This window comes from Variovorax sp. PAMC26660 (genome assembly GCF_014302995.1).
In the GTDB taxonomy this organism is placed as follows: Bacteria; Pseudomonadota; Gammaproteobacteria; order Burkholderiales; family Burkholderiaceae_C; genus Variovorax.
Genome location: NZ_CP060295.1, coordinates 1979443 through 2003025 on the forward strand (window position 1 = coordinate 1979443; position 23583 = coordinate 2003025).

Genomic DNA, 23583 nt, shown 5'->3' on the forward strand with positions numbered 1-23583 from the left:
CAATTCAACCCATGCGCTCCGACACCGTCTCAACCGACGAAATGCTCAAGCTGGACAACCAGCTGTGCTTCGCCGTTTACTCCGCCTCGTTGGCCATGACCCGGCTCTACAAGCCGGTGCTCGAAAAGCTGCAGCTCACCTACCCCCAATACCTCGTCATGCTCGCCCTCTGGGAGCAGGACGGCCCGATGGTTTCCGCGCTCGGCGAACGGCTCTCGCTCGACTCCGGCACGCTCACTCCCCTGCTCAAGCGCCTCGAAGCCAACGGCTATGTGGCGCGGGTGCGCGACGTGGCCGACGAGCGCCGTGTGCACATCACCCTGACCGCCACCGGCCGCAAGCTCAAGACGCGCGCTGCCGATGTGCCGGGCTGCCTCATGGCCGCCACCGAGTGCTCGGTGCCCGAACTCATCGCGCTCACCCAGCAGATCCAGACCCTGCGCGACCGCATCAAGAAGGCGGCCTGACAGACGACCGGTTTCTTTCTCCCCCGCTTCGATCCAGAAAAGAGAGAAGCTTTTTTCCCCTCCCACCCTCCCTCATCTCAAAGGAATCACCATGACCACCAAGCTCGACAAAGTGCTCTACACCGCAGAAGCCCACACCGTCGGCGGCCGTGACGGCGCAGGCAAGTCCAGCGACGGCGCCATCGACGTCAAGCTGAGCTCGCCCGGTTCCGGCAAGCCCGGCACAAACCCCGAACAACTGTTCGCCGTGGGTTACGCCGCCTGCTTCATCGGCGCGATGAAGGCCGTCGGCCCGAAGATCAGCGTGAAGGTGCCGGACGACGTGTCGATCGACTCGAAGGTCTCCCTCGGCCCGACGAATGGCGGCGCCGCCTACGGCATCTCCGTGGCGCTCGCGATCAGCCTGCCCGGCCTCGACGACGCACAGAAGAAGCTGCTGGTCGACACCGCCCACCAGGTCTGCCCGTACTCGAACGCCACGCGCGGCAACATCGACGTCGAACTCACGATCGTCTGATTCCGGCCCTCGGGCGCACACAGCAAGAAAGCGACCCCGCCACAAGCCGGGTCGCTTTTTTCATGCCCATCCATGTCTCACGGGTGACGCCGAAACGCCGGGTGCGATAGCGCCTTTCACCAAGCTTGGCTAATGTCGCGGCACGCCCCGAAGCCCGCACCTCACACAACCCGTGGAGATCGACACCATGAGCACCACCAGCCTCCTGATTCGCAAAGACCAGCTCGCCACCACGCGCCTGCACACCGCCACCGACGCGCCATTGGCGGACGGCCAGGTGCGCGTGCGCGTCGACAGCTTTGCGCTCACCTCGAACAACATCACCTACGCCGCCTTCGGTGATGCGATGAGCTACTGGCAGTTCTTCCCGAGCGGCGAAGAAGGCTGGGGCACGATCCCCGTGTGGGGCTTCGCGAGCGTGGTGCAGTCGCTGCATCCGGGCGTGCCGGTGGGCGAGCGGCTCTATGGCTACTGGCCGATGGCGTCGAGCGCGGTGCTCAACCCCGGCCGGCTGTCGCCCGAGCGTTTCACCGACGTGGCGCCGCACCGCGCCGAGCTGCCTGCGGTCTACAACCAGTACTTCCGCAGCAACGCCGACCCGCTCTACACCGCCGATTCGGAAGACACGCAGTCGCTGCTGCGCCCGCTGTTCATCACCTCGTGGCTCATCGACGACTTCATGGCCGACAACGACTTCTTCGGCGCCCACACCATGCTGCTGTCGAGCGCATCGAGCAAGACGGCCTACGGCACGGCCTTCCAGTTGCACCAGCGCAAGGGCATCGAGGTGATCGGCCTGACCTCGCCGGGCAACGTGGCCTTCTGCGAAAGCCTGGGTTGCTACCACCGCGTGGTGACCTACGACGCGCTCGACACCATCGCGGCCGATACACCCTGCGTCTACGTGGACTTCGCCGGCAACGGCGAGCTGCGCAACGCGATCCACGGGCGCTTCACCCATCTCAAGTACAGCAGCTCCATCGGCGGCACGCATGTCGAGCAGCTGGCGTCCAAGGGCGCGGGCAAGGACCTGAGCGGCCCGCGCGCCACGCTGTTCTTCGCACCCGCGCAGATCAAGAAGCGCACCACCGAATGGGGCGCCGAAGAATTCGGCCGGCGCATGGTGTCGGCCTGGCATCACTTCATTGCCAAGGCGACCGACGCAAAAAGCCCCTGGCTGCACGCGTCGCATCACCACGGCGGCGAAGCCGTGCAGGCCGCCTACGCCCAGGTGCTGGCGGGCAAGGGCGACCCGCGCATCGGCCATGTCCTTTCTCTTTACAAACAACCGGCGGGCAATTGACGCCCTTCGGGTCGCAGTGGCGACAATCGCTGCATGACCCTTTCCCCTGCAGCGCCCGCGAACACCCATCCCTATGAGAGCCTCACGCCCGACGTGGTGCTCGACGCACTCGCGACGCTGGGCCTGTACGGCGATGGCCGGCTCACCGGCCTGAACTCCTACGAAAACCGGGTCTACCAGGTGTTCCTGGAAGACCGCAGCGCCGTGGTGGTCAAGTTCTACCGCCCCGGGCGCTGGAGCGACGCCGAGATCCTCGAAGAGCACGGCTTCTCGCTCGAACTGGCCGCCGCCGAAGTGCCGGCCGTGCCGCCGCTGGCGTTCAACGGCACCACGCTGCACCACCACGCCGGCTTCGCCTTCAGCGTGAGCCCGTACCGTGGCGGCCGCGCGCCCGAGCTGGACGATTTCGAGGTGCTCGAATGGGTGGGCCGCTTCCTGGCGCGCATCCACACCGTGGGCAGCGCCAAGCCTTTCGAGGCGCGCCCCGCGCTCGACCTGCAGACCTTCGGCCTCGACTCGCGCGACTGGCTGCTGGAGAACGACAAGATCCCGCTCGACATGCAGCGCGAATGGGAAAAGACCTGCAACGAAGCGCTGGACATGGTCCGCGCGACCGCCCTCGCGCTGCAGCCGCCGGCCTCCGACTTCAAGCCACGCAAGCTGCGCCTGCATGGCGACGTGCACCCCGGCAACATCCTCTGGACGCCGACCGACCGCCCCAACGGCGGCCCGCACTTCGTCGACCTCGACGACGCGCGCACCGGCTTCGCGGTGCAGGACCTGTGGATGCTGCTGTCGGGCGACCGTGCGCAACGCACCTCGCAGTTGTCGGGCCTGCTCGACGGCTACGAGCAGTTCCGCGAATTCGACCGCCGCGAGCTGGCACTGATCGAGCCGCTGCGCACGCTGCGGCTCATTCACTACAGCGCATGGCTGGCGCGGCGCTGGGAAGACCCGATCTTCCCGATCAACTTCCCGTGGTTCGGCTCGAGCGACTACTGGAAGGGGCAGATCCTCGTGCTGGAAGACCAGTGCGAGCAGATGGCCGAAGAACCGCTTTACGCCTGAACTTCAGCGGCGGCCGCGATGCTGTCGGCCACGCCCTGCAGCAGCCGCTCGACCAGCACGTTCGGCGGCCCCGTCCGCCACACCCCGTAGGCCTCCGACTGCGCCACCGCGCGGTCGAGCGGGCGAAACACCGCCCCGCGCAGCGCCGAGTGCCGCATCGCCTGCGGCACCAGCGCCACGCCCATGCCTTGCGACACCAGCGAGACCACGGCCAGCCAGTGGCGCACCTCGTGCCGCACTTCGGGCAGGAAGCCCGCGTCGGCGCAGATCGACAGGATGCGCTCGTGGTAATCGGGTGAAGCCTCGCGCGAGAACAACACGAAAGGCTGGTCGCGCAGGTCGCCCGGCGCCAGCACGCGCTTGCGCGCCAGCGCATGCCCCGTGGGCAGGCAACACACGAAAGGCTCCGACAGCAGCAGCCGGTGCTGCAGTTCGGGCGGTACGCGGCGCGTGTGGGCAAAGCCCAGGTCGAGCCGGTCGTTCAGCAGCTCGGCGATCTGCACGCCGGAGTTGAGTTCGCTCAAGGTGATGCGCACCGCCGGGTGCGTGGCCTGGAAGGCGCGCAGCGCTTGCGGCAGGCCCCGGTAGAGCATGGCGCCGACAAAGCCGATGCGCAGCCGGCCCGCCGAGCCCGTGGCCACGTCGCGCGCTTCGAGCGCGGCCTCTTCGGCCTGCAGCAGCACCCGCCGCGCCGAGATGCGCAGCGCCTCGCCCGCGGGCGTGAGGCGCACTTCCTTGCTGTTGCGCTCGAACAGCCGCGCCCCCACCGACTCTTCGAGCTGACGGATCGCCACCGACAACGGCGGCTGCGAAATCGACAAACGCCGCGCCGCCCGCCCGAAGTGCAGTTCTTCGGCGAGGACGGAGAAATAGCGCAGGTGTCGCAGTTCCATGGATAGTCAAATCAAATCGAACAAGACCAATTAGATATTAGACACGGATCGTCGCGGCTTCAACAATGCGGCGAACCCAGGAGACAAACCGCATGTCCGAGAACGCTGCCACCACCGGTGCCGCGCCAGAAGCCGCGCACGCCCATCCGATCCCCGACCGCCACGGTCAGAACCTGTTCACCACCGACACCGAGCTGCACGCGCTGCTCGCGCTCTACCTGCCCGACGATCTGCGGCGCCATATGCAGCCGCACTTCGAGCGCCTGGGCGGCTTGGCGGGCGGCCTGCTCGACGAACTGGCCGGCACCGCCGACCGCAACCCGCCCACGCTGAAGCAGCGCACCCGCACGGGGCTGGACGAGCAGAAGGTCATCAAGCATCCGGCCTATGTGGAAATGGAGCGCCTGGCGCTCAGCGAATTCGGCCTGGCCGCGATCTCGCACCGCGACGAAACGCTGGGCTGGGCCGGCAAGATGCCGCCGCTGGTCAAGTACGTGCTGACCTATCTGTTCGTGCAGGCCGAGTTCGGCCTGTGCTGCCCGGTCTCGATGACCGATTCGCTCACGCGCACGCTCAAGAAGTTCGGCACCCCCGAGCTGGTCGCGCGCTTCCTGCCACGTCTGACCTCGCTCGACTTCGACGAACTCGCGCAGGGCGCGATGTTCATGACCGAGCAGGCGGCCGGCTCCGACATCGCCGCCACCGCCACGATGGCGCGAGCCGAGACTGACGGCAGTTGGCGCCTGACCGGCGACAAGTGGTTCTGCTCCAACCCCGACGCCGATTTCGCGATGGTGCTCGCACGCGCCGAAGACGGCGTGGCGGGCATGAAGGGCGTGTCGCTGTTCCTGCTGCCGCGCCGGCTCGAGGACGGCAGCCTCAACCACTACCGGATCATTCGCCTGAAGGACAAGCTGGGCACGCGCTCGATGGCCAGCGGCGAGATCCGGCTCGAAGGCGCGGTGGCGTACCTCGTGGGCGAAGAAGGCCGGGGCTTCGTGCAGATGGCCGACATGGTGAACAACTCGCGCCTGTCGAACGGCGTGCGCGCCGCCGGCCTGATGCGCCGCGCGGTGGCCGAGGCCGAGTACATCGCCTCGGAGCGCCGCGCCTTCGGCCGCACGATCGACCAGATGCCGCTGATGCAGCGCCAGCTCGACAAGCTGCGCCTGCCGGCCGAGCAGGCGCGCACGATGGTGTGCCAGACCGCGCTGGCGCTGGCCCGCTCCGATGCGGGCGAGCCGGACGCCTATGCGCTGCTGCGCATCCTCACGCCGCTCATCAAGTTCCGCGCCTGCCGCGATGCACGCAAGGTGACGGGCGATGCGATGGAAGTGCGCGGCGGCTGCGGCTACATCGAGGAGTGGAGCGACCCGCGCCTTGTGCGCGACGCGCACCTGGGCTCGATCTGGGAAGGCACCAGCAACATCGTGGCGCTCGACGTGATCCGCGCCCTGAAGCGCGAAGGCTCGCTGCCCGTGCTGCGCGCGTCCTGCGAAAAGTTGCTCGACGATGCGGTGCTCGCGCCCGCCTTTGCGAAGGCGCTGCGCGATGCGCTGGCGCGCGCAGCTGCGCTGGCCGAGACCGCCGCACGCGAAGGCGGCGACGTGCTGGCGCGCCAGGCCGCGTCGGCGCTGTACCACTGCACGAGCGCCATCGCGATGGCGTGGGAGGCCGCACACGGTGGCTCTGCCGCGCGCCTGCGCTGGGCACAACTGGTGCTGCTGCACCGCGTGCTGCCGCGCGATCCGCTGGCGCCCGATGCCATACCCGCCGACTGGAATGCGACGGCCGTGCGCACCGCCCCGGCGCTGGCCTGAATTTTTTCACCCCCTACAAAAAACGGAGACATCCCTTGAAACGCCTCACCTTTCTGCTGGCCGCCTGCGCCACGCTGTTGACCGCCGTGCCCACCGCACAGGCCGCCGACGCCTTTCCCTCGAAGCCCATCATGCTGGTCGTGCCCTTCCCGCCCGGTGGACCCACCGACGCGATGGCCCGCACGCTCGCCGCCGAGATGAAGGACCGCCTCGGCCAACCGATGATCGTGGAGAACCGCGCGGGCGCCGGCGGCAACATCGGCGCCGAGTACGTGGCCCGCGCCGAAGCCGACGGGCACACGCTGATGTTCGGCACCTCGGGCCCACTGGCCATCAACAAGAGCCTGTACCGCAAGGTCAACTACGACCCGGTGAAGAGCTTTGCGCCGGTGATCCAGGTGGGCTACCTGCCGAACATCCTGGTGGTCAACCCTGCGTTGCCGGTGAAGAACGTGCCGGAGCTGGTGGCCTATGCCAAGGCCAATCCGGGCAAGCTCAGCTATGCCTCGTCGGGCAACGGCGCGTCGTCGCATCTGGCGGGCGTGCTCTTCAACTCGGTGGCGGGCACCGATCTTCAGCACATCCCCTACAAGGGCACGGGCCCGGCGCTCAACGATCTGCTGGGCAACCAGGTCAGCATGACCTTCACCGACATCCTCACCGCGCTGCCCTACGTCAAGGCGGGCAAGCTGCGCGCACTGGGCATGGCAACGCTCGCGCGCTCGCAGGCACTGCCCGACGTGCCCACCATTTCGGAGCAGGGCTACAAGGGTTACGACGTGAGCGTGTTCTTCGGCATCGTCGCCCCGGCCGGCACGCCTGCAGACCGCGTGGCCAAGCTCAACCATGCGTTTGCCGAAGTTCTCAATTCACCCAAGGTGAAGCAGATGTTCGCGTCGCAAGGGCTTGAGGCATCGGCCGATACGTCGCCGCAGAAGCTGGGGCAGTTCATCGTGGCTGAGTCGGCCAAGTGGAAGGACGTTGTGCAGAAGTCGGGGGCGCAGCTCGATTGATTCTGCTGCGTTGTTCTTTGCGGGCGTTGCTGTTGTTCAGGGCGCTGCTGTTCAGGGCGACGCTCCCGCCGACGCGGTGCTTTTTTTCGCGAATGTCCCCCGCTTCGCTCCTCCTTTATTTAGCTAAAAGCCCCGTATCGGCGCGAGCGTTGGACAGAGCGGTGGTTGTTCAGCGGTACACCAGCAGCGTGCCCCTGTGCGAATGACGCCAGGTGCTCCCCGCAGCGAAATAAAGGAGGAGCGAAGCGGGGGACATTCGCACAGGGGAGCACCTGGCGTCATTCGCACTCGCCCCGAACAAACGCACAAACGAACGAAAAACAAGGACCACTGAAATGACACAAGCCCCCCAAGGCGCCCTCACAGGCATCCGCGTCCTCGACATCTCCCGCATCCTCGGCGGCCCGTACTGCGGCCAGATCCTCGGTGACCACGGCGCCGACGTGCTCAAAGTCGAACCACCGCAGGGCGACGACACGCGCACCTGGGGCCCGCCTTTCAAGGAAGGCGTCGCCTCGTACTACCACGGGCTCAACCGCAACAAGCGCGTGCAGCACCTGGACTTCTCGACAGAGGAAGGCCGCGAAGCGCTGTTCGCCTTGGTGGCCGAAGCCGACGTGCTGATCGAGAACTTCAAGACCGGCACGATGGAGCGCTGGGGCATCGGCTACGAGACGCTGTCGCAACGCTTTCCGCGCCTCGTGTGGTGCCGCGTGTCGGGCTTCGGCGCCGATGGTCCGTTGGGCGCGCTGCCCGGCTACGACGCGGCGGTGCAGGCCATGACCGGCATCATGAGCATCAATGGCGAAGCCGATGGCGGACCGCTGCGCGTGGGCCTTCCTGTCGTCGACATGGTGACGGGGCTGAACGCGGTGATCGGCGTGCTGCTCGCGCTGCAGGAACGTCAGCGCAGCGGGCGCGGGCAGTTCGTTGAAGCGGCGCTGTACGACAGCGGCCTGTCGCTGCTGCATCCGCATGCGGCCAACTGGTTCATGGACGGCACAGCGCCGCGCCGCACGGGCAATGCGCACCCCAACATCTATCCCTACGACGCGCTGGCCACCGGCACCGCCCCGGTGTTCGTGGCGGTGGGCAACGACCGGCAGTTCGCGAGCCTGTGCCGCTGCATCGGCCTGCCCGAGCTGGCCGACGATCCGCTCTACCGCACGGCCGGTGCGCGCTCGGTGCATCGCGACGGGCTCAAGCAGCGGCTCGAAGCGGCGATGGCCGTCTTCGATGGCCGCGAACTGGTCGATCTGCTGATGGCGGCCGGTGTGCCCGCCGCGCCCGTGCTGTCGGTGGCGGATGCGCTGCAGCATCCACACACGCTGCACCGCGAGATGGTGGTCGAGATGGAAGACGGCTACCAGGGCATCGGCGCGCCGGTGAAGCTGAGCCGCACGCCGGCCAGCTACCGCCATGTGCCGCTCACACCGGGCAGCGCGTTCCTACCCTTGGACGAAGGTGCCGCTTCAGCGAAAGACTGAGCGGCCCCTGCCGATGCCGTAGTACGCGATGCCGGCGGCTTCGACTTCGGCGGCGTCATAGAGGTTGCGGCCGTCGAAGATGGCGGGCGTCTTCAACGTGTTCGCAATGCGTGCGAAGTCGGGCTGGCGGAATTCGCGCCATTCGGTCACCAGCGCGAGCGCATCGGCGCCCTGCAGCGTCTCGTCGGCAGTCGCACACCAGCGCACGTCGCCGCGCTCGCCGACGATGGCGCGCGCATTCGCCATCGCCGCCGGGTCGTAGACCTGCACGCATGCGCCGGCCGCCCACAGCCGCTCCAGCAGCACGAGGCTGGGTGCATCGCGCATATCGTCGGTGTCGGGCTTGAAGGCCAATCCCCACAGAGCGATGGTCCTGTTGGCGATGCGGCCCTCGAAGTGGTGCGTCATCAGATCGAACAGCCGTCCCTTCTGTTCGTGGTTGACGGCCTCGACCGCCGAGAGAATGCGCAGCGCATGGCCATCGCGGTCGGCCGCATGCCGCAGCGCCCGCACATCCTTGGCAAGGCACGAGCCGCCGTAGCCTGCGCCCGCCTGCAGGAAGTCGGGGCCGATGCGGCGGTCGGCACCGATGCCGCGCCGCACCATCTCGATGTCGGCACCCGCCTGCTCGGCCACGCGCGCCATTTCGTTCATGAAGCTGATGCGGGTGGCGAGCATCGCGTTGGCGGCGTACTTGGTGAGTTCGGCCGAGCGGCGGTCCATCACGAGCAGTTGCCGTTCCGGGTCGCGCACGAAAGGCGCGTAGAGCCGGGTCAGCAGGTCGATGGCCCACGGGTCTTGCGAGCCGATCACCACACGGTCGGGCTGGCGGCCATCGCGCACGGCCGCGCCTTCGCGCAGGAACTCGGGGTTGACCGCCACCGCGATGCGATGCGGCGCACCACGGTGCGAAAGCTCGCTCTGCATCGCAGCCTCGACCTGCTCCGCCGTTCCCACCGGCGCGGTGGACTTGCACACGACCAGCGCGTCGCGGTCGCGGTGCCGGCCGATGCTGCGCGCCACCGCCATCACATGCTGCAGGTCGACGTCACCCTGTGCATCGGCCGGTGTGTTGACCACGATGAAGAGGATGTCGCCATGCAGGCTGGCAACACGCTCGTCGGCGGTGAACCTCAGTCGCCCCGCCGCGATGCCGGCCGCCACCAGCGCTTCCAGATCCGGCTCATGCAGTGGCATGAGGCCGCGCTGCAAACCCTCGACTCGCGCCGCATCCGCGTCCGCGCACAGCACCTCGTGCCCCGCCTCCGCCAGGCAAGCGGCGAAGCTCAGGCCCACATAGCCGGCACCGAAGATGCTGACTTTCATGGGTGCCCCCGTTCTTTTTGGCACTGGTGGCGCGCACGGTTGTGCGATAAAAGCGGAATGCAAGCCTTCAAAACAATGTCCGGACAGGAAAATTCGATGATGCCCGATCAAGTTGCCGCGCGTTGCGCGCTGGTCCTGGAGACCAACAACCTGCGCGGCGGAGCGGATGCCGAGGCCAAGACAAGCACCAGCCTGCAACGCCTCGTCGCCCTGCTGGCAAGGCAGAAACTTCCGCTGACGGCGCTGGCGCAGGTGGTCGTCACGCACGACGGACTGAGCGCGGCCACCTGCGATGCGGTGAGCGCGCTCGCGGGCCGCCCGGTCGATTTCGTGCGCATCGATGCCGCCACCGGCTACTACGACGCCAAGAACGTCGGCTTCGCCGCCACCGATGCGGCCCGCTGCGACCACGTGGTGTTCGCCGATGCCGACTGCCTGCCCGACGACGACTGGCTGCTGCAGATGCTGATGCCGCTCACGAAGCCCGACGCGCCCGCCGTGGTGGCCGGCCGTACCAGCTATGCGGCCAGCGTGGTCGGCACCGCGCTGACGACCATCGACTTCATGTATTTCCCCAACGGCGATCACGCGGGCGCCACGAGCAACTTCTACGCGAACAACGTGGTCTTCCGGCGCGACGTGTTCGAGCAGCACAGCTACCAAGCATTGGACGGCGTGTACCGCGCGCACTGCCAGGTGCTGGGCATGCGGCTGAAGACGGCCGGCGTGCCCATTCACTACGCAGCGGCGGCCCACACCGAACACCGCCTGCCCGACACGCGCGCCGAAGCGCTCAAGCTGCGCTGGATGCGCGGGCAGGACACTTATTCGCTCACGCCGCACCTGCTGCGCAGCTATGTGTCGGCGCGCTGGCAGTGGCTCGCGAAGAGCGGCCCTATCGGGCCGCTGTGCGTGCTGTTCACGCGGCTGGGCTTCAGCGTGCGCGCGCTCAATCACCAGGACTTGCCCCCCCTGCACGGCCTGCGCTGGGTGGCGGGCGTGGCGTTGATCCTGGGGTTCTCGGCGGTCGACATGCTGGGCGCGTTCGCGCGTGGCATCGGCCTGCACACGACAGGAAAAACAAACGCAGACGCGCAAGCGCTCTCGTATCACCGGCCTTGATGGCTCCATCTAGAAAAACAACAAACAAGATCATGCAAATCCGCTCTCTGCTTTCCGTGCGCCATGTCGCCCTGGGCCTCGCGCTCGCAGGTGCCTTCACCGTTGCCAGTGCCGCCGACTTCACCGGCCGCGGTGTCTTCAACTTCAAGTCCGACAGCGGCTGCCCCTTCGGAGCACTCGCTGCCGCCAGCGACTGCAACCGCCTCGCGCTGGACGACGCCGACACACGCGCCGCGCTCGACAGCGCTGCGCACACCATCCGCTTCACGAACACGCACAGCTATGGCGAGAAAACCATCGTGGGCGACGTGCTGCTGCAAGGCTCCGGCCAGGCGCGCAGCGGCCAGCGCGTGCCACTGACCTTTCATGCACTGCTGAGCCGCTCGGGCACCGACTGGTCGGTGAGCAGCCACGCGCATTCGCCCATCGGCGACGAGTTCGGCGACATCCGCATCGATCCGTACCAGGTCGTCGTGAATGACGGCAACGCCGAGCGCGTGGTGCTCACGCCCGCGCAGATCAGCGAAGCGCTGGCCAAGCCCTCGCTGACCGCGCGCCTTGCCAATGTGCTGGTGCAAGTGGACGACAACCGCACCGGCGGCGCGAAGGATGCCGACATCACCATCGGGCTGGGGCTGAGCAAGGCCTCGAAGTCGGTGGCGCGTGCGCGCTTCCACGCACCGGCGGCCAAGGGGCGCGAGCTGGCAGCAGCCATGCAGCAAGGCAACTGGACGCTGGAACTGCAGGCCCTGAGCGGCAAGATCCCGCGCCAGGTGGTGCAGCGCGATTTGTTCCTGTACGGGCTCGAATCGCAGTCGCTGCTGCAACCGCTGTTGCAGCGGGGCTTTCGCAAGAACGAGAAGCTGGTGCTCGGCGCCATCAACGGCAAGGGCTATGTGCGCTACGACGGCCAGCAGCGCGAATTCGCGGGTGCCGATGCAGCCGCGCGTGCCTTCCTGCAGGACAGCTTCATCGGCCTCGTGCTGGGCTGGCAGCAACAGCAGCCGCAGGCCGTGACGACCAAGGCCGATGGACGCTGACACTTCGTTGATACCGGCAGCCGGCTTCGACTGCCTCGCACCGCCCGTGTTGCGCGGCTGGCCGGCGCTGCAGGCCCGGCTGGTACACCACGTCAAGCGGGCCGCGCTGCGCCAGTTGCATGCGAGCAATGCGGGCGAGATGCTGCTGCTGCGTTTCTACCTCGTCGGCGAAGAATCGTCCGAGCAGGCGCTGCAGCGCGAGCTGCGCATCAACCCGCCCGACTGGCTCGCACGCCAGCTTGACCAGCACCTGGCCGACGAGCAACTGCATGCACGCCTTTTCGCCGAAGCCATCGTCGAGCGCGGCGGCAGCGCGCAGGCCGCCGCATCGCCTGAAGAAGCGCCGCGACCCGACTGGCTGAGCCGCCGCAAGCTCGCACGCTGGCAGGGGCTGATCCGCCAGCATGCGCCGCACTTCGCGCAGGGCGGTCTGGTGCCGGCCTATGCCATCGGCTTGTCGGCGGAGCAGATGGCTTCGCGCATCCTGCAGCGGCACTGCGCACTGATCGGGCCCACGCATGCGCTGCACCCGCTGCTGTCGCGCGTGCTGGCCGATGAAGACCGCCACATCCGCCTGTGCAGCCACACGCTGCAGCGCTGCGTGGCGCCGCACGAGCAGGCGCGGCTGGCGCAACTGATGCGCGAGGTGCGCGACACCGAGCGCGGCTTCGGCATCACCGGCGCGGTCGGCATGTTCCTCGCCGGCGTGGCGCTGCGGCTGCGCCCCGGCGCGGCGCGACCGGTGCACGCCTGAGTCGATGCCGCCGCGCATCGTCTACCTCGCGACCGCGGACGCGCGCGGCCACCTGATGCGCGCGCAGTTGCTCACGCACGCACTGCGGGCTGCCGGCGCGCAGGTGCAGGTGCTCACCACGTCGGACGAAGGCGCGCGCTTCCTGGCCGGCTTCGGCATCGACGCACCGGTGCTCTCGCGCCACTATGCGGTGCAGTTCGACCACGAGCAGAACATGCTGCGCCGCGAGACCGACCGCAACGTCGCCCACTACATGTTCCGCCCCGAACGCATGCTGCGCGACGTCGTGCGGCTGCGCGGCTGGTTCCGCGACGCGGACCTGGTGGTGAACGACTCCTTCCACCCCGCGCTGCTGTTCATGGGCTGGCTGCCGGGATGGCGTCGCAAGGTGGTGCATGTGTACGGCGCCAGCCTGCGGCATGCGCTGCAGACCAATTTCCGCGGCCGCATGCCGGGCCCCATCGCGAAGGTGTTCGGCGGCATCGTGGCCTGGCAGATCGACCGCAGCCGGGCGCGCATCGAACACGACTTCGCCTACGACGCGCCGCAGCACGACGGACGCGGCGGCCACCGGCTGGCCACGCCCATCGCGGTGGTGGCACCCGCTTACGGCGAAGAAGACAGCGCAACGCGGCCGGCCGCCGTGTACCTCAACCCGCACTTCGAGGAACCCGCGCTGGCCGATGGCCTGGAGCAAGGCCTGGCCGCCGCGGGCCTGCCGGCACACCTTGTCGGCGAGGGCTATGCCCATCGGCCACATTGGCATGCGCGCGACGAACACTGGATCGAGACCGCCGCACGTGGCGCCTTCATCGTCTCGGCGCCGGGCATGGCGGCGCTCTCGATCGCCGCGGTCTACCGCAAGCCCATCCTGCTTCTACTGACCGACCAGCCGGAGCAGGCGATCAATGCGGGACGCGCGACGCAGTTGGGTCTGGCGCACCGTGTGGTGGTGTGGCGCGGCGATGCGCAGAAGTTTGCACGGGCCGTGACGGCGGCGGCTGGCGAATTGCTGGCATTGCCGGAGAGCGCGACGAACGCCGCGCAGGGCCGGCAGGGAGCCATCGACCGGCTGCAGCACTGGGTCACGCTGCTGTCTGCGCTGGTCGCGCCGCCTAGCCGCTGATAACCCCGCGCGCCGAATCGACCAGCGCGCGAAACACCCGCGCAACCGCGCGCACCGGGTACATCTCGGACCACTGCTTCGAGGCCGTGACCTTCGGCGGTGCCGAGATCACGCCCCGGCCCATGCGCAGCGACACCTGCAGCCGGCGGATCGCAAAGCTCGGCCGGGCTGCCATGAGCCGCCGCAGGGTCACCGGGGCACCGGCGACTGCGGCAGTTCCGGCATCGGCGACCACGAACTGCAGCACCAGGCACTTGCGCCCCGCGGTGGGCGGCAACTCGAAGACCAGACTGCGCCGCCGCGCACCGATCGTGCGCTGCCCCGGCAGCACCACGCCATCGAACATCGCATGGACGCTGGTGGCCTTGGCGTTGCTGCGAAAGTCGATGCGGACTTCGAGGCGATGCGGCTGCTGGTGCGACGACGACGGCGACAGCGCCGGCAGCGGAATCACGAGGCAGGCCAGCTCGCCCTGGCTGCGCACGCCTTCGTCGTGGAACCCCGACCAGCCGTGGCTGAGCCAGCCGAGCGCGGGGCTGCCGGGGTGAAACATGTAGGGTCGCCCCAACTGCAGCTCGGACACTTCGCCCAGGCCGGGGGCCTGCGCGTCGAAGCCCCAGCGCGCACCGAATGCACGCTCGATGGTCGCAGCGGGCCAGGCCGCGGTGCTGGGCGCCGCGTCGCGGCCTTTTTCTTCGTCGCCGCCTGCGCATGCGGCCGCCATGAAGTCCATCGCGCCGAGTCCGGCGCCGATCGCGATCCAGTCCGAGCAGGCCAGCGGCAGTTGGCCGGCCGCGTTGCGGTCGGCCTCGATCAGCGCATGGCCGGGCTTGCGGAAGTAGCGCGCCTCGGTCAGCACGCTCGACGACAGGCTGGCGGCGAAATGCACGTTCGACGCCGACAGCAGCGCATAGGTGTTTTCGTGCGTCCAGGCCACGTTCGGAATGGCGCGCGCAATCGGCGCGAGGTCATGCAGCGCGGGCTCATAGGGGTGCGGCTTGATGACCAGCAGATCGACGCTTTGCGCCAGTTCGCGCAGCGGCGCGACGACGCTGGCCGGGTGCATGGTGCGCCCGCCACTGACCAGCGACAGGTCCACCAGGCTCTGGCCGAAGAACAGGCCCACGCGCAGGCGGGGGTCGAACAGCGAGGCGGCGCCACGCCGTGCGAAGTAGCCCTTGAGCACGGCCGCGTGGTTCCAGAACAGTTCTTCGTCCACGCAGCGGGCCCGCAGCGCGGCCTCGATGACGGGGTCGTTGGTGCGGGCGCAGAAGTGCAGGTGTTCGGTGAAACGGCGCGGATCGATCTCGATGTCCAGGTAGCTCGCGCCGCTGCGGTGGATGCAATGCTGCAGCGCCGGCGTGAGGCCCCAGCCGATCACGAGGCAGCCAGGGTCGAACGCCGGCATGCCGTCGCGCCCGGCCAGTGGCAGCAGGTCGGCCACACAGGCGCGGGCCCAGCCGGCTTGCGTGCAGGGCAGTTCGAGCCGGTCCATGAGGCGCGCGACGTCGATGCGCCCGCCTTCGGACAGCGGCGCCACTTCACGCATCGGCAGGCCCAGCCGGCCCAATGCGGAATCGAAAAAGCCACGGAGAAATCGCCGGTTTGCGACGTGGTACTGAAGCCCGTTGGCGGGCGAGCGGAAGAAATCGTCCGCAAAAATAACGTGATGGAACCGGCGAGTTGTCATCGGTTTCGGGGGGTGTGGCCTGCCCTTTGCAGACCATCCCGCCGACCTTTCCTGAGCGATGTGCCAATCTAGGCAGCAACTCTTAGCAAAGAATGAGGAAGGCATGGAGCCCAAGCAAAGTTCATGCAAAGGCTCCGTAAAGCGGGGCGATACACAAGCACCGCGAGTGCCTCCGGCGGTCAGAGTTCTGGCTCACGCAGGGGCTTTGGGGACGTTGCTGTTCGGGGCGCGTGCGAATGACACCGGGTGCTCCCCTCCGCGAATGTCCCCCGCTTCGCTCCTCCTTTATTTCGCTGCGGGGAGCACCCGGCGTCATTCGCACAGGGACACGCTGCTGGTGGATCGCCGATCAACGACGGCTCTGACCGCTCACGTCGATACGGGGCTCTTTTTCGCGAAATAAAGGAGGAGCGAAGCGGGGGACATTCGCGAAAAAGAGCACCGTGTCGGCGGGAGCGACGCCCTGAAAAGCACCCCCAACACCAAACAGGCCGCAGACAGCCCCTCAGTCGAGCGACAGATTCAGCTCGCGAATCAGCGGCCGCCAGCGTGCAGACTCGTCCTCCAGCAGCGCCGCGAACTGGGCAGGCGCGTCACCCACGGGCTCCACGCCGAACTCGGCCAGCTTGCGTCGCACGGCCGGGTTGTGGATGGCGCTCGCCACCGATTGCTGCAACTGCGCCACCACCTCGGGCGGCGTGCCGGCCGGCACCACGAGGCCCATGAGCGCAGCGGCCTCGACCTGCGGCATGCCCAGCTCCGCGAAAGTCGGCACGCCGGGCAACTGCGCAAGGCGGGTGGAATGGGCCACCGCCAGCGCGCGCAGCTTGCCGCTCTGGATGAAGCGGCGGGCGGCCGCCAGGTCGCACATCATCACCGGCAGCTGGCCGCCCGCCACATCGGCCAGCGCGGGTGCAGCGCCCCGGTAAGGCACGTGCACCATCTCCAGCCCTGCTTGCCGTTCCAGCAGTTCCATCGCCAGGTGCTGCGGGCTGCCAGTGCCGGCCGAGGCAAAGCTGACCTTGCCGGGAAAGGCGCGCGCGTCCTCGATGAAAGCCCGCGCGTCCTTGACGCCGCTGGACGGCCCGACCAGCAGCACCATCGGCAGCCGGCCCAGCAAGGTGACGGGGGCGAAGTCGCGCACGGGGTTGTAGCTGAGGTTGCGGTACAGCGCGGGGTTGAACACCAGCGTGCCGTTGTCGGCCGACAGCAGCGTGTAGCCATCGGCCGGTGCGCGCGCCACCTCGATGGCGCCGAGCGCGGTGTTGCCGCCCGCACGGTTCTCGATGATCACCGGCTGGCCCGCATCGACGGCCAGTTGGGTGCCGATGGTGCGCGCAACGATGTCGGCGCCGGCACCGGCCGGGTAGGGCACGATCCAGCGGATGGGCTTGGCGGGGTAGGCGAACTGCTGGGCCTGCACGGCGGCGGGCAACACCGCAGCGACCATCGCCATCAGGGCCATGGCCAGAACATGCAGCGGCAGTTTGCGGATCATGGGCATCTGTCTCCAGCGGAGGCCGGCCCCGATATTAGGACGGGATCAGGGCCTGTTCACACTACGCAAGGGGTCGTGTTGCTTCGCCAAGGGGCTGGCTGCAAGGCGCCCGGGCGCAGCAAGGCCGGTGCCTTGCAAGCACGGGCAACGCCGCAGACGGCCCCTTGGCGAAGCAACCCGAAGGGAAGCTCGCCCCTCGGCGTTGCGCTCCTTGATGGGCGGGCTGTGGCGAGCTTCGCGACCCCTTGTGTAGTGTGAACAGGCCCTAGGCCGCCCTGCTCGTCTTCAGGCCTTGGCCCGCCGCCCAGGTCGCCACGTCCTCGCGCTTGATGGCGGCCGCCATCAGGCCCGGGAAGGCGTCGGGCGTGCAGGCGAACGAGGGCACACCCAAGGCAGCCAGCTTGGCGGCAAGGTCGCGGTCGTAGGCCGGCGCGCCTTCGTCGCTGAGCGCCAGCAGCGCGATGAACTGCACGCCGGCCTCGACCAGCTCGTGGGCGCGGCGCAGCAGCCCGTCTTCCACGCCGCCTTCGTAGAGATCGGAGATCAGGATCAGGATGGCGTTGCGCGGCTCGCGCACCAGGGTCTGGCAATAGCCGACCGCGCCGTTGATGTCGGTGCCGCCGCCCAGTTGCACGCCGAACAGCAGGTCCACCGGGTCCTGCAGCTGCTCGGTCATGTCGACCACGGCGGTGTCGAACACCACCAGCTTGGTCGCCACCGCGGGCAGGCTGGCCATGACGGCGCCGAAGATGCTCGAATAGACCACCGAGGCGGCCATGGAGCCGCTCTGGTCGATGCACAGGATCACCTCGCGCTGCGGCTGGCGCGCCTTGCGGCCGTAGCCCACCAGCGTCTGCGGCACCACGGTGCGGTACTCGGGCTGCCAGTGGCGCAGGTTGGCGCGGATGGTGCGGTTCCAGTCGATCTCGGAATGGCGCGGGCGGCGGTTGCGCTGGCTGCGGTTGAGCGCGCCGCTCACGGCGCTGCGCATCGGCTCTTCCAGCCGCTTCATGAGTTCGTCGACCACCTTGCGCACCACGGCGCGCGCGGTGTCCTTGGTGCCGGCCGGGATCACGCTGGACAGCGCCACGAGGTTGGCGACCAGGTGCACGTCGGGCTGCGCGCTTTCGAGCATCTCGGGCTGCAGCAGCATCTGGCGCAGGTTGAGCCGCTCCATCGCGTCACGCTGCATCACCTGCACCACCTGGCTCGGAAAGTACTTGCGGATGTCGCCGAGCCAGCGCGCCACGCTGGGCGCCGAATCGCCGCGGCCACCGCGCTGGCCGCCCTGGCCCAGGCCGCGCCGGCCGTCGGATTCGTAGAGCGCGGCGAGCGCCATGTCGATCTCGCGCACACGGCCGTCGATGGCGCCGCAACTGGCATTGGCTTCGCTGCCGAGCACGAGGCGCCAGCGCTGCAGGCGGTCGGTGGGTGGCAGTGCCGCTTCTTCTGTATCGACAGGGTCCTGATTCACGCTCATGCCTTGACTCCCAGCAGTTCCCGCAACAGCGGCAGTGCGAGCACCGCGCGCGCTTCGTCCCAATCGGAGGCGGCCGTGGCGACCTGTGCCGTGCCGCCCACCGCGCCGCGTTTTGCGCGCTCGCCGAGCGCACGCCGGTCGGCGCCTGAAAAATCCGCGAAGCTGCGGCGCACCAGCGGCAGCACCTGCACGAAGTGTTCTTCGCCGAGCCCGGAGAGCCAGCGGTCGACCAGCGACCAGACCGCCTCGTCGTGCAGCAGCACCATCGCGTTGCGGTTGAGAAAACCTTCGAGCCACGCGGCCGCCTCGGTCGGCGGTGCACCGGCCGACAGGTTGCGCGCGAGTTGTTGCGCGGCACCGTCGCTGTCGAGCTGTGCATCGTCGAGCAGCAGCCGGCAGCTCACACCGCGCAGCAGCGAGGCGGCGCTTTCGCCGAAGGCGATGGACCGCAGCGCGGCACGCCAGGCAGCGGTGGTTTCTTCGCCGTCGCGCAGGCGCACGGCATCGTGCGCCGCGATGAGGCAGGTACGCAGTGCTTCCGAGGCCTCGGCGTCGAGCGCGCCGCATGCAATGGGCAGGCCGATGGCACCGCGCACGATCAGGCTGTCGAGCACATGCGAGAGCAGCGCACTGTCGGTCTGGCGCACGCTGCCATAGCGGAACACGTTGGCCAGCGGCGGCACGGCGCCGATGAGCTGCACTGCGTCGCCGGTGAGCGCGGCGCGGTCTTCGAGCGCGCGGGTCACGGCCTGCACGGCCACGGGCAGGTCGGCCAGCAGCACGGTGTCGACCTGCTCGGCCAGCGCGGTGAGCGAAGTCTCGGCGGCCAGGCGTTCCATCACGCGCGCGCTCGCGGCGTGGGCCACGGTGGCGCCGAAACGGCTGGCTTCGATGATGCGCAGCGCGAACTCGGGCTGCCACTGCAACTGCCACACCTCGTGGAAGGTGCCGCGGCTCGCGCGCTGGCCGGCCCTGGGTTCGCCCCAGTCCAGGTCGAGCAGCCGCAGCCGGTGCAGCAGATGGCTGCGCGCCAGGTCGTTGGCCTGGCGCAGGTCGAGGTCGAGTGTTTTCGCGGTCGCCTCGGGCTTCAGGCGCAGGCTTTTTTGCGCCTGCTCGATGTCGCGCTGCAGCGGCACGGTGGGCACGTCGGCCGGCACCTGTCCCATGCGGTCGCCCACGGTGAGGCGCTCGCGGATCAGCGTGAGCGGCGCCTGCTCGCCCATGCAGATCACGCTGCGCACGGCTTCGTCGAGTTCGGGCAGGCCGGGCGCGGGACGCTCGCGCAGCGCGGCCAGCGTTTCGGCCAGACGGGTGGCTTCGATCAGGTGGGCGGAGGAGCAGTCGAGGTCGTGTTCGCGCAGCAGCCGTGCCACGCGCGCGAGCCAGCCGGTCGTGCGGCCGGCCACTTGCTCACCCTGCTGCCACAGGTGTTCGTACCAGCCCGGCGAATCGATGCCCGCGCCGTAGCCGCTGGCGCTCGTGAGGTGGCGATAGGTCCACGGCACCCAGGTGGCGAGCACCTTGAGCTTGGGCAGGCCCTTGAGCAGGGCGGCATCGGCCTTCGCAGTGACCGTGCCCTGCAACGCGGGCACGTGCCATGCGCCGCAGACCACGGCGATGCGCTGGTGGCCGGCCTTGACGGCTTCGCGGATCGACTGGCGCATGAAGGCTTCGCGCAACTGCTCGCGCTCCATCGCGCGCTGGCCGCGGCGGTCTTCAGGCGTTTCAGCGCGCACTGCCGTCATGGCTTCGGCGATGGCGCCGAACAGGTCTTGGCCGTCGCCGCGCTCCTCGACCATGTGGTTCCACCAGCTCTCGCCGTCGGCATAGCCGGCGGCGTGGGCCAGCCAGTCGAAGGGGTCGTCGGGCAGTGCGGTGGCGATGGGCTCTTCGACCGTTTCGGATGCGGGCACCGTGTCGGTCTCGTCATCGTCGAGCGGTGTTTCGACGGGTGCTTCGGCCTTGGCCTCATCGGCCGCACGCGCGGCCTGTTCGATGGCCATGCGGTGCGCCTGTGGCAGGTCGATGAAGCGCGTGGGCAACGCGTGCTTCACGCCCCATTGCAGCGCCTGCCATTCAGGCGAGAACTCGGCGAAGGGGTAGAAGGCCGCAAGGCCTGTGTCTTCGCTCGCATGAACCAGCACCGCGACGGGCGGACGCAGGTCCGCATGCGCCATGAAGGACAGCAGCGGCTCGGCCTCGGGTGGCCCTTCGACCAGGATGCAGTCGGGCTGCAGCGACTCGAAGGCGCGCAGCAGGCTGCGCGCGCAGCCGGGCCCGTGGTGGCGGATGCCGAAGTAGTGCAGCGGTGAAGCCATGTGCAATCGCGTGATCGGCGCGCAGGGCTCAGAGCTGCTCACGGCAGGCGCGGTACAGGTCCTTCCAGTCGGTGCGCTCCTTCACCACGGTCTCCAGGTATTCCTTCCACACCACGTGGTCCTGCACCGGGTCCTTGATGACCGCGCCGATCAGGCCCGAGGCCACGTCGGCCGAGCGCAGCACGCCGTCGCCGAAGTGGCCGGCCAGCGCCATGCCGCTGTTGATGACGGAGATGGCCTCTGCCGTGGAGAGCGTGGAGCTGGGCGACTTGATGCGGGTCTTGCCGTCTTCGGTCTGGCCGTTGCGCAGCTCGCGAAAGATCTGCACCACGCGGCGCACTTCCTGCAGCGCCGGTGGCTCCGCCGGCAACGCGAGCGCACGGCCCAGCTCGGCCACCCGCTTGACCACGATCTGCACTTCCTCGGCCTCGCTCGAAGGCACGGGCAGCACCACGGTGTTGAAGCGGCGCTTGAGCGCGCTCGACAGCTCGTTCACGCCCTTGTCGCGGTTGTTGGCGGTGGCAATCACCGAGAAGCCGCGCACGGCCTGCACCTCGCTGCCGAGTTCGGGAATGGGCAGCGTCTTTTCGGACAGAACGGTGATCAGCGTGTCCTGCACGTCGGCCGGAATGCGCGTGAGCTCTTCGACGCGCGCGATCTTGCCCAGGCGCATGGCGTGCACCAGCGGGCTGGGCACCAGTGCTTTTTCCGACGGTCCGTTGGCCAGCAGCTCGGCGTAGTTCCAGCCGTAGCGCAACTGCTCTTCGCTGGTGCCGGCGGTGCCCTGGATCAGCATGGTCGAGTCGCCGCTGACGGCCGCGGCCAGGTGCTCGGACACCCACGACTTTGCCGTGCCCGGCACGCCGTAGAGCAGCAGTGCGCGGTCGGTGGCGAGCGTGGACACGGCGATTTCCATCAGGCGCGAATTGCCGATGTACTTGGGGCTGACCTCGAAGCCGTTGGCCAGCTTGCCGCCCATCAGGTAGGTGAGCACGGCCCAGGGCGAGAGCTTCCAGTTGGCCGGGCGCTGGCGGTCGTCGACCTTCTGGAGCGCATCGAGTTCTTCGGCGAATTGATGTTCGGCATGCTGGCGCAGGACATTGCTCATGGACGGCCTTGGGATGAAGAGGTTGACTGGGGAAGAAGAGAAGAAAACAACTGGCGCGCACGCACGATGCGCGCGGTGTCGCTCAATGCGCTGGCCAGGCCGGGGCTTTCCTCGGCCGTGCGCGGCAGGCCGGCCAGCAGGTGCAGCGCGCTGGCGTGCAGCAGCGCGGCCGCGTTGCCGAGCACCTGGCGCAGCACGTAGTCGTTGGCGAGGTCGCCGCGCTCGACGCGGGTGCGCAGCGCGGCCGCGAGCTGGAGCGAGAGTTCGGCCGATGGTGTTTCGCCGGGCGCGCAGGCCTGGTCAGCAAAGGCGATCACGTTCTGCACGCCGCTGCCCGCCAGGCCGAGTTCGATCAACCAGTGGCGCTCGCGCCGTTCGCGGGGCAGCAGCGCCAGCAACTGGCCGACCCAGGCGCGCTGGCTGTATTGGGTGTGATGGTGGTCGAGCATCGCATCGCACCAGTCGACATCGGACACGGCGAGGATGGCCTCGTTCCAGCCGCGGAACAGGGCGTCTTTCCAGTCGCTCTTCGTGGCCCAGCCGAGCAGCGCGGCGGGTGTCATGCCGGTGCGCGCGGTCCACCACGCGAGCGGCGTTTGCCGCACGAGCTGGTAGAGCCACCAGGCGCGTTCGCCGAGGCTTTCGTGGGTAGGGCGCGCGGGGTCGATGGCGTCGTCCTTCCAGCGCGGGTCGGCGGCCTCGGGGGCGTTCATCTGCCATGCGCCGCCTGCTTGCAACAGCAGCGGCGCGAGAAAGGCTTCGATGCGCTGCACGTGGGCGCTTGCGGGCAGCCGCTGCAGAAGTTCGCCCGCGACCTGGCGCACGTCGCGGGCGCGGTCCTTGAGCTGGGCATCGAGCAGTGCTTCGTCGTCGGGGCCGATGTTCTCGGCCAGAGCGCCGAGCAGCGCAGCGCGCTCCTTGGCGGGAAGTTGCGGCAGTTCAGCAGCGAGACGTTCGCGTGCGGCGGCAGGCTCACTGCGGCGCTGCTCGGCGAGCACCGCGCGGCGTTGTTCGAGGCTGCCCTCGTCCCAGCGCGTCTGCGCATCGGCCTGCTCGCTGGCGCCGACGGCATAGCGCCAGTCGTCGTTGTGTGCGGCCAGCCAGAGGCCGCGCTCGCCGAGCGCGGGGATCACGGCCGAGCGCACGTCGATGGCACGGCGGCCGGCGTCGAGCGCGGTGGGCAAGAGGTTGTGCGGCAGGCGCAGGCCGGCGGCGGTCAACGCGGCAAGGCCTTCGTGCTGCAGGCGCAGCGGGCCGCTGGCAAGCGCATCGGCGATGGCCGCCTGCAGCGCGGGTTCTTTCAATACGGGCCGCTCGTCTGCGGCGGCGACCGGCGCGTCGGATGGCGACAGGCCCGGTGCCACGAAGCCGGCACGGCGGCCGATGGCCACGGCACCTGCAGCGCGCAACAGTTGGCCCTGTGCTTCGCCGCCTTGTATCGCCTGCAGAAGCCCGCCAAATTCGCCCGCCATGCCTTCGGCTGCCGGCACGGGCTGGCGGGCTGTGCCGACCAGCGCGGTCTGCAGCAATGTGTTCCAGTGACTCATTCGATG

Annotated in this window: 19 protein-coding genes; 11 read left to right on the forward strand and 8 right to left on the reverse strand. The window is 68.7% G+C overall.

The features are described 5' to 3' along the window. Positions 1-11: 11 nt before the first annotated feature. From H7F35_RS09590 to H7F35_RS09605, 4 genes are all read left to right on the forward strand, one after another. A complete protein-coding gene (locus H7F35_RS09590) occupies positions 12-467 on the forward strand; it encodes a MarR family winged helix-turn-helix transcriptional regulator (protein ID WP_187112656.1) in 456 nt (151 codons plus the stop codon). A gap of 91 nt (positions 468-558) precedes the next feature. Beyond that, positions 559-984: an organic hydroperoxide resistance protein gene (locus H7F35_RS09595; RefSeq protein ID WP_187112657.1), complete on the forward strand. Its 426-nt coding sequence runs from the start codon at positions 559-561 to the stop codon at positions 982-984. Positions 985-1171: 187 nt separating this feature from the next. Continuing rightward, the gene (locus tag H7F35_RS09600) at positions 1172-2287 is read left to right on the forward strand and encodes a DUF2855 family protein (protein WP_187112658.1); all 1116 of its coding nucleotides are present in this window, start codon (positions 1172-1174) and stop codon (positions 2285-2287) included. Between the two features lie 33 nt (positions 2288-2320). Continuing rightward, positions 2321-3355 carry a serine/threonine protein kinase gene (locus tag H7F35_RS09605; RefSeq protein ID WP_187112659.1) on the forward strand — a complete coding sequence of 345 codons (1035 nt, stop codon included), beginning with the start codon at positions 2321-2323 and terminating at the stop codon, positions 3353-3355. On the opposite strand, the gene H7F35_RS09610 is transcribed toward H7F35_RS09605, so the two are convergent. Beyond that, a complete protein-coding gene (locus H7F35_RS09610) occupies positions 3346-4248 on the reverse strand; it encodes a LysR family transcriptional regulator (RefSeq protein ID WP_187112660.1) in 903 nt (300 codons plus the stop codon). The two genes, H7F35_RS09605 and H7F35_RS09610, sit on opposite strands and share 10 nt — an antisense overlap. A gap of 92 nt (positions 4249-4340) precedes the next feature. Between H7F35_RS09610 and H7F35_RS09615 the strand changes: the two genes are divergently transcribed. The 3 genes from H7F35_RS09615 to H7F35_RS09625 all read left to right on the forward strand — a co-directional run bounded on the left by H7F35_RS09615 (position 4341) and on the right by H7F35_RS09625 (position 8568). Further along, positions 4341-6068, forward strand: a complete 1728-nt coding sequence (locus H7F35_RS09615) for an acyl-CoA dehydrogenase family protein (RefSeq protein WP_187112661.1) — start codon at positions 4341-4343, stop codon at positions 6066-6068. A gap of 35 nt (positions 6069-6103) precedes the next feature. Beyond that, the gene (locus H7F35_RS09620) at positions 6104-7081 is read left to right on the forward strand and encodes a Bug family tripartite tricarboxylate transporter substrate binding protein (protein WP_187112662.1); all 978 of its coding nucleotides are present in this window, start codon (positions 6104-6106) and stop codon (positions 7079-7081) included. A 335-nt stretch (positions 7082-7416) separates the two neighbouring features. Then, positions 7417-8568, forward strand: coding sequence for a CaiB/BaiF CoA transferase family protein (locus H7F35_RS09625; RefSeq protein ID WP_187112663.1), 1152 nt, complete (start codon positions 7417-7419; stop codon positions 8566-8568). Here the strand turns inward: H7F35_RS09625 and H7F35_RS09630 are convergent. After that, complete coding sequence (locus H7F35_RS09630; protein WP_187112664.1) at positions 8554-9894, reverse strand: UDP-glucose dehydrogenase family protein; 1341 nt, start codon at positions 9892-9894, stop codon at positions 8554-8556. The genes H7F35_RS09625 and H7F35_RS09630 overlap by 15 nt on opposite strands. 96 nt (positions 9895-9990) lie before the next feature. Here H7F35_RS09630 and H7F35_RS09635 point away from each other — a divergent pair, with 96 nt between their 5' ends. Genes H7F35_RS09635 through H7F35_RS09650 form a run of 4 tightly spaced genes read left to right on the forward strand, consistent with a single transcriptional unit; the run spans position 9991 to position 13936 of the window. After that, the gene (locus H7F35_RS09635) at positions 9991-11016 is read left to right on the forward strand and encodes a glycosyltransferase (protein ID WP_187112665.1); all 1026 of its coding nucleotides are present in this window, start codon (positions 9991-9993) and stop codon (positions 11014-11016) included. Between the two features lie 32 nt (positions 11017-11048). After that, on the forward strand, positions 11049-12056 hold the full coding sequence (locus H7F35_RS09640; protein ID WP_187112666.1) for a hypothetical protein: 1008 nt from the start codon (positions 11049-11051) through the stop codon (positions 12054-12056). Continuing rightward, positions 12046-12810, forward strand: a complete 765-nt coding sequence (locus tag H7F35_RS09645; RefSeq protein ID WP_187112667.1) for a hypothetical protein — start codon at positions 12046-12048, stop codon at positions 12808-12810. Before H7F35_RS09640 ends, H7F35_RS09645 begins: the two co-directional genes overlap by 11 nt. A 4-nt stretch (positions 12811-12814) precedes the next feature. After that, positions 12815-13936, forward strand: coding sequence for a hypothetical protein (locus tag H7F35_RS09650; protein ID WP_187112668.1), 1122 nt, complete (start codon positions 12815-12817; stop codon positions 13934-13936). On the opposite strand, the gene H7F35_RS09655 is transcribed toward H7F35_RS09650, so the two are convergent. From H7F35_RS09655 to H7F35_RS09680, 6 genes are all read right to left on the reverse strand, one after another. Further along, on the reverse strand, positions 13926-15626 hold the full coding sequence (locus H7F35_RS09655; protein WP_187112669.1) for a hypothetical protein: 1701 nt from the start codon (positions 15624-15626) through the stop codon (positions 13926-13928). The genes H7F35_RS09650 and H7F35_RS09655 overlap by 11 nt on opposite strands. A gap of 505 nt (positions 15627-16131) precedes the next feature. Continuing rightward, on the reverse strand, positions 16132-17124 hold the full coding sequence (locus H7F35_RS09660; protein WP_187112670.1) for a Bug family tripartite tricarboxylate transporter substrate binding protein: 993 nt from the start codon (positions 17122-17124) through the stop codon (positions 16132-16134). Positions 17125-17389: 265 nt separating this feature from the next. Continuing rightward, positions 17390-18604, reverse strand: coding sequence for a VWA domain-containing protein (locus tag H7F35_RS09665; protein WP_187112671.1), 1215 nt, complete (start codon positions 18602-18604; stop codon positions 17390-17392). After that, positions 18601-20922 carry a DUF5682 family protein gene (locus H7F35_RS09670; RefSeq protein WP_187112672.1) on the reverse strand — a complete coding sequence of 774 codons (2322 nt, stop codon included), beginning with the start codon at positions 20920-20922 and terminating at the stop codon, positions 18601-18603. Before H7F35_RS09670 ends, H7F35_RS09665 begins: the two co-directional genes overlap by 4 nt. 28 nt (positions 20923-20950) lie before the next feature. Beyond that, complete coding sequence (locus H7F35_RS09675; RefSeq protein ID WP_187112673.1) at positions 20951-22030, reverse strand: ATP-binding protein; 1080 nt, start codon at positions 22028-22030, stop codon at positions 20951-20953. Beyond that, positions 22027-23577, reverse strand: coding sequence for a DUF5691 domain-containing protein (locus tag H7F35_RS09680; RefSeq protein WP_187112674.1), 1551 nt, complete (start codon positions 23575-23577; stop codon positions 22027-22029). The genes H7F35_RS09675 and H7F35_RS09680 overlap by 4 nt, the downstream gene beginning before the upstream one ends. Positions 23578-23583 lie beyond the last annotated feature (6 nt).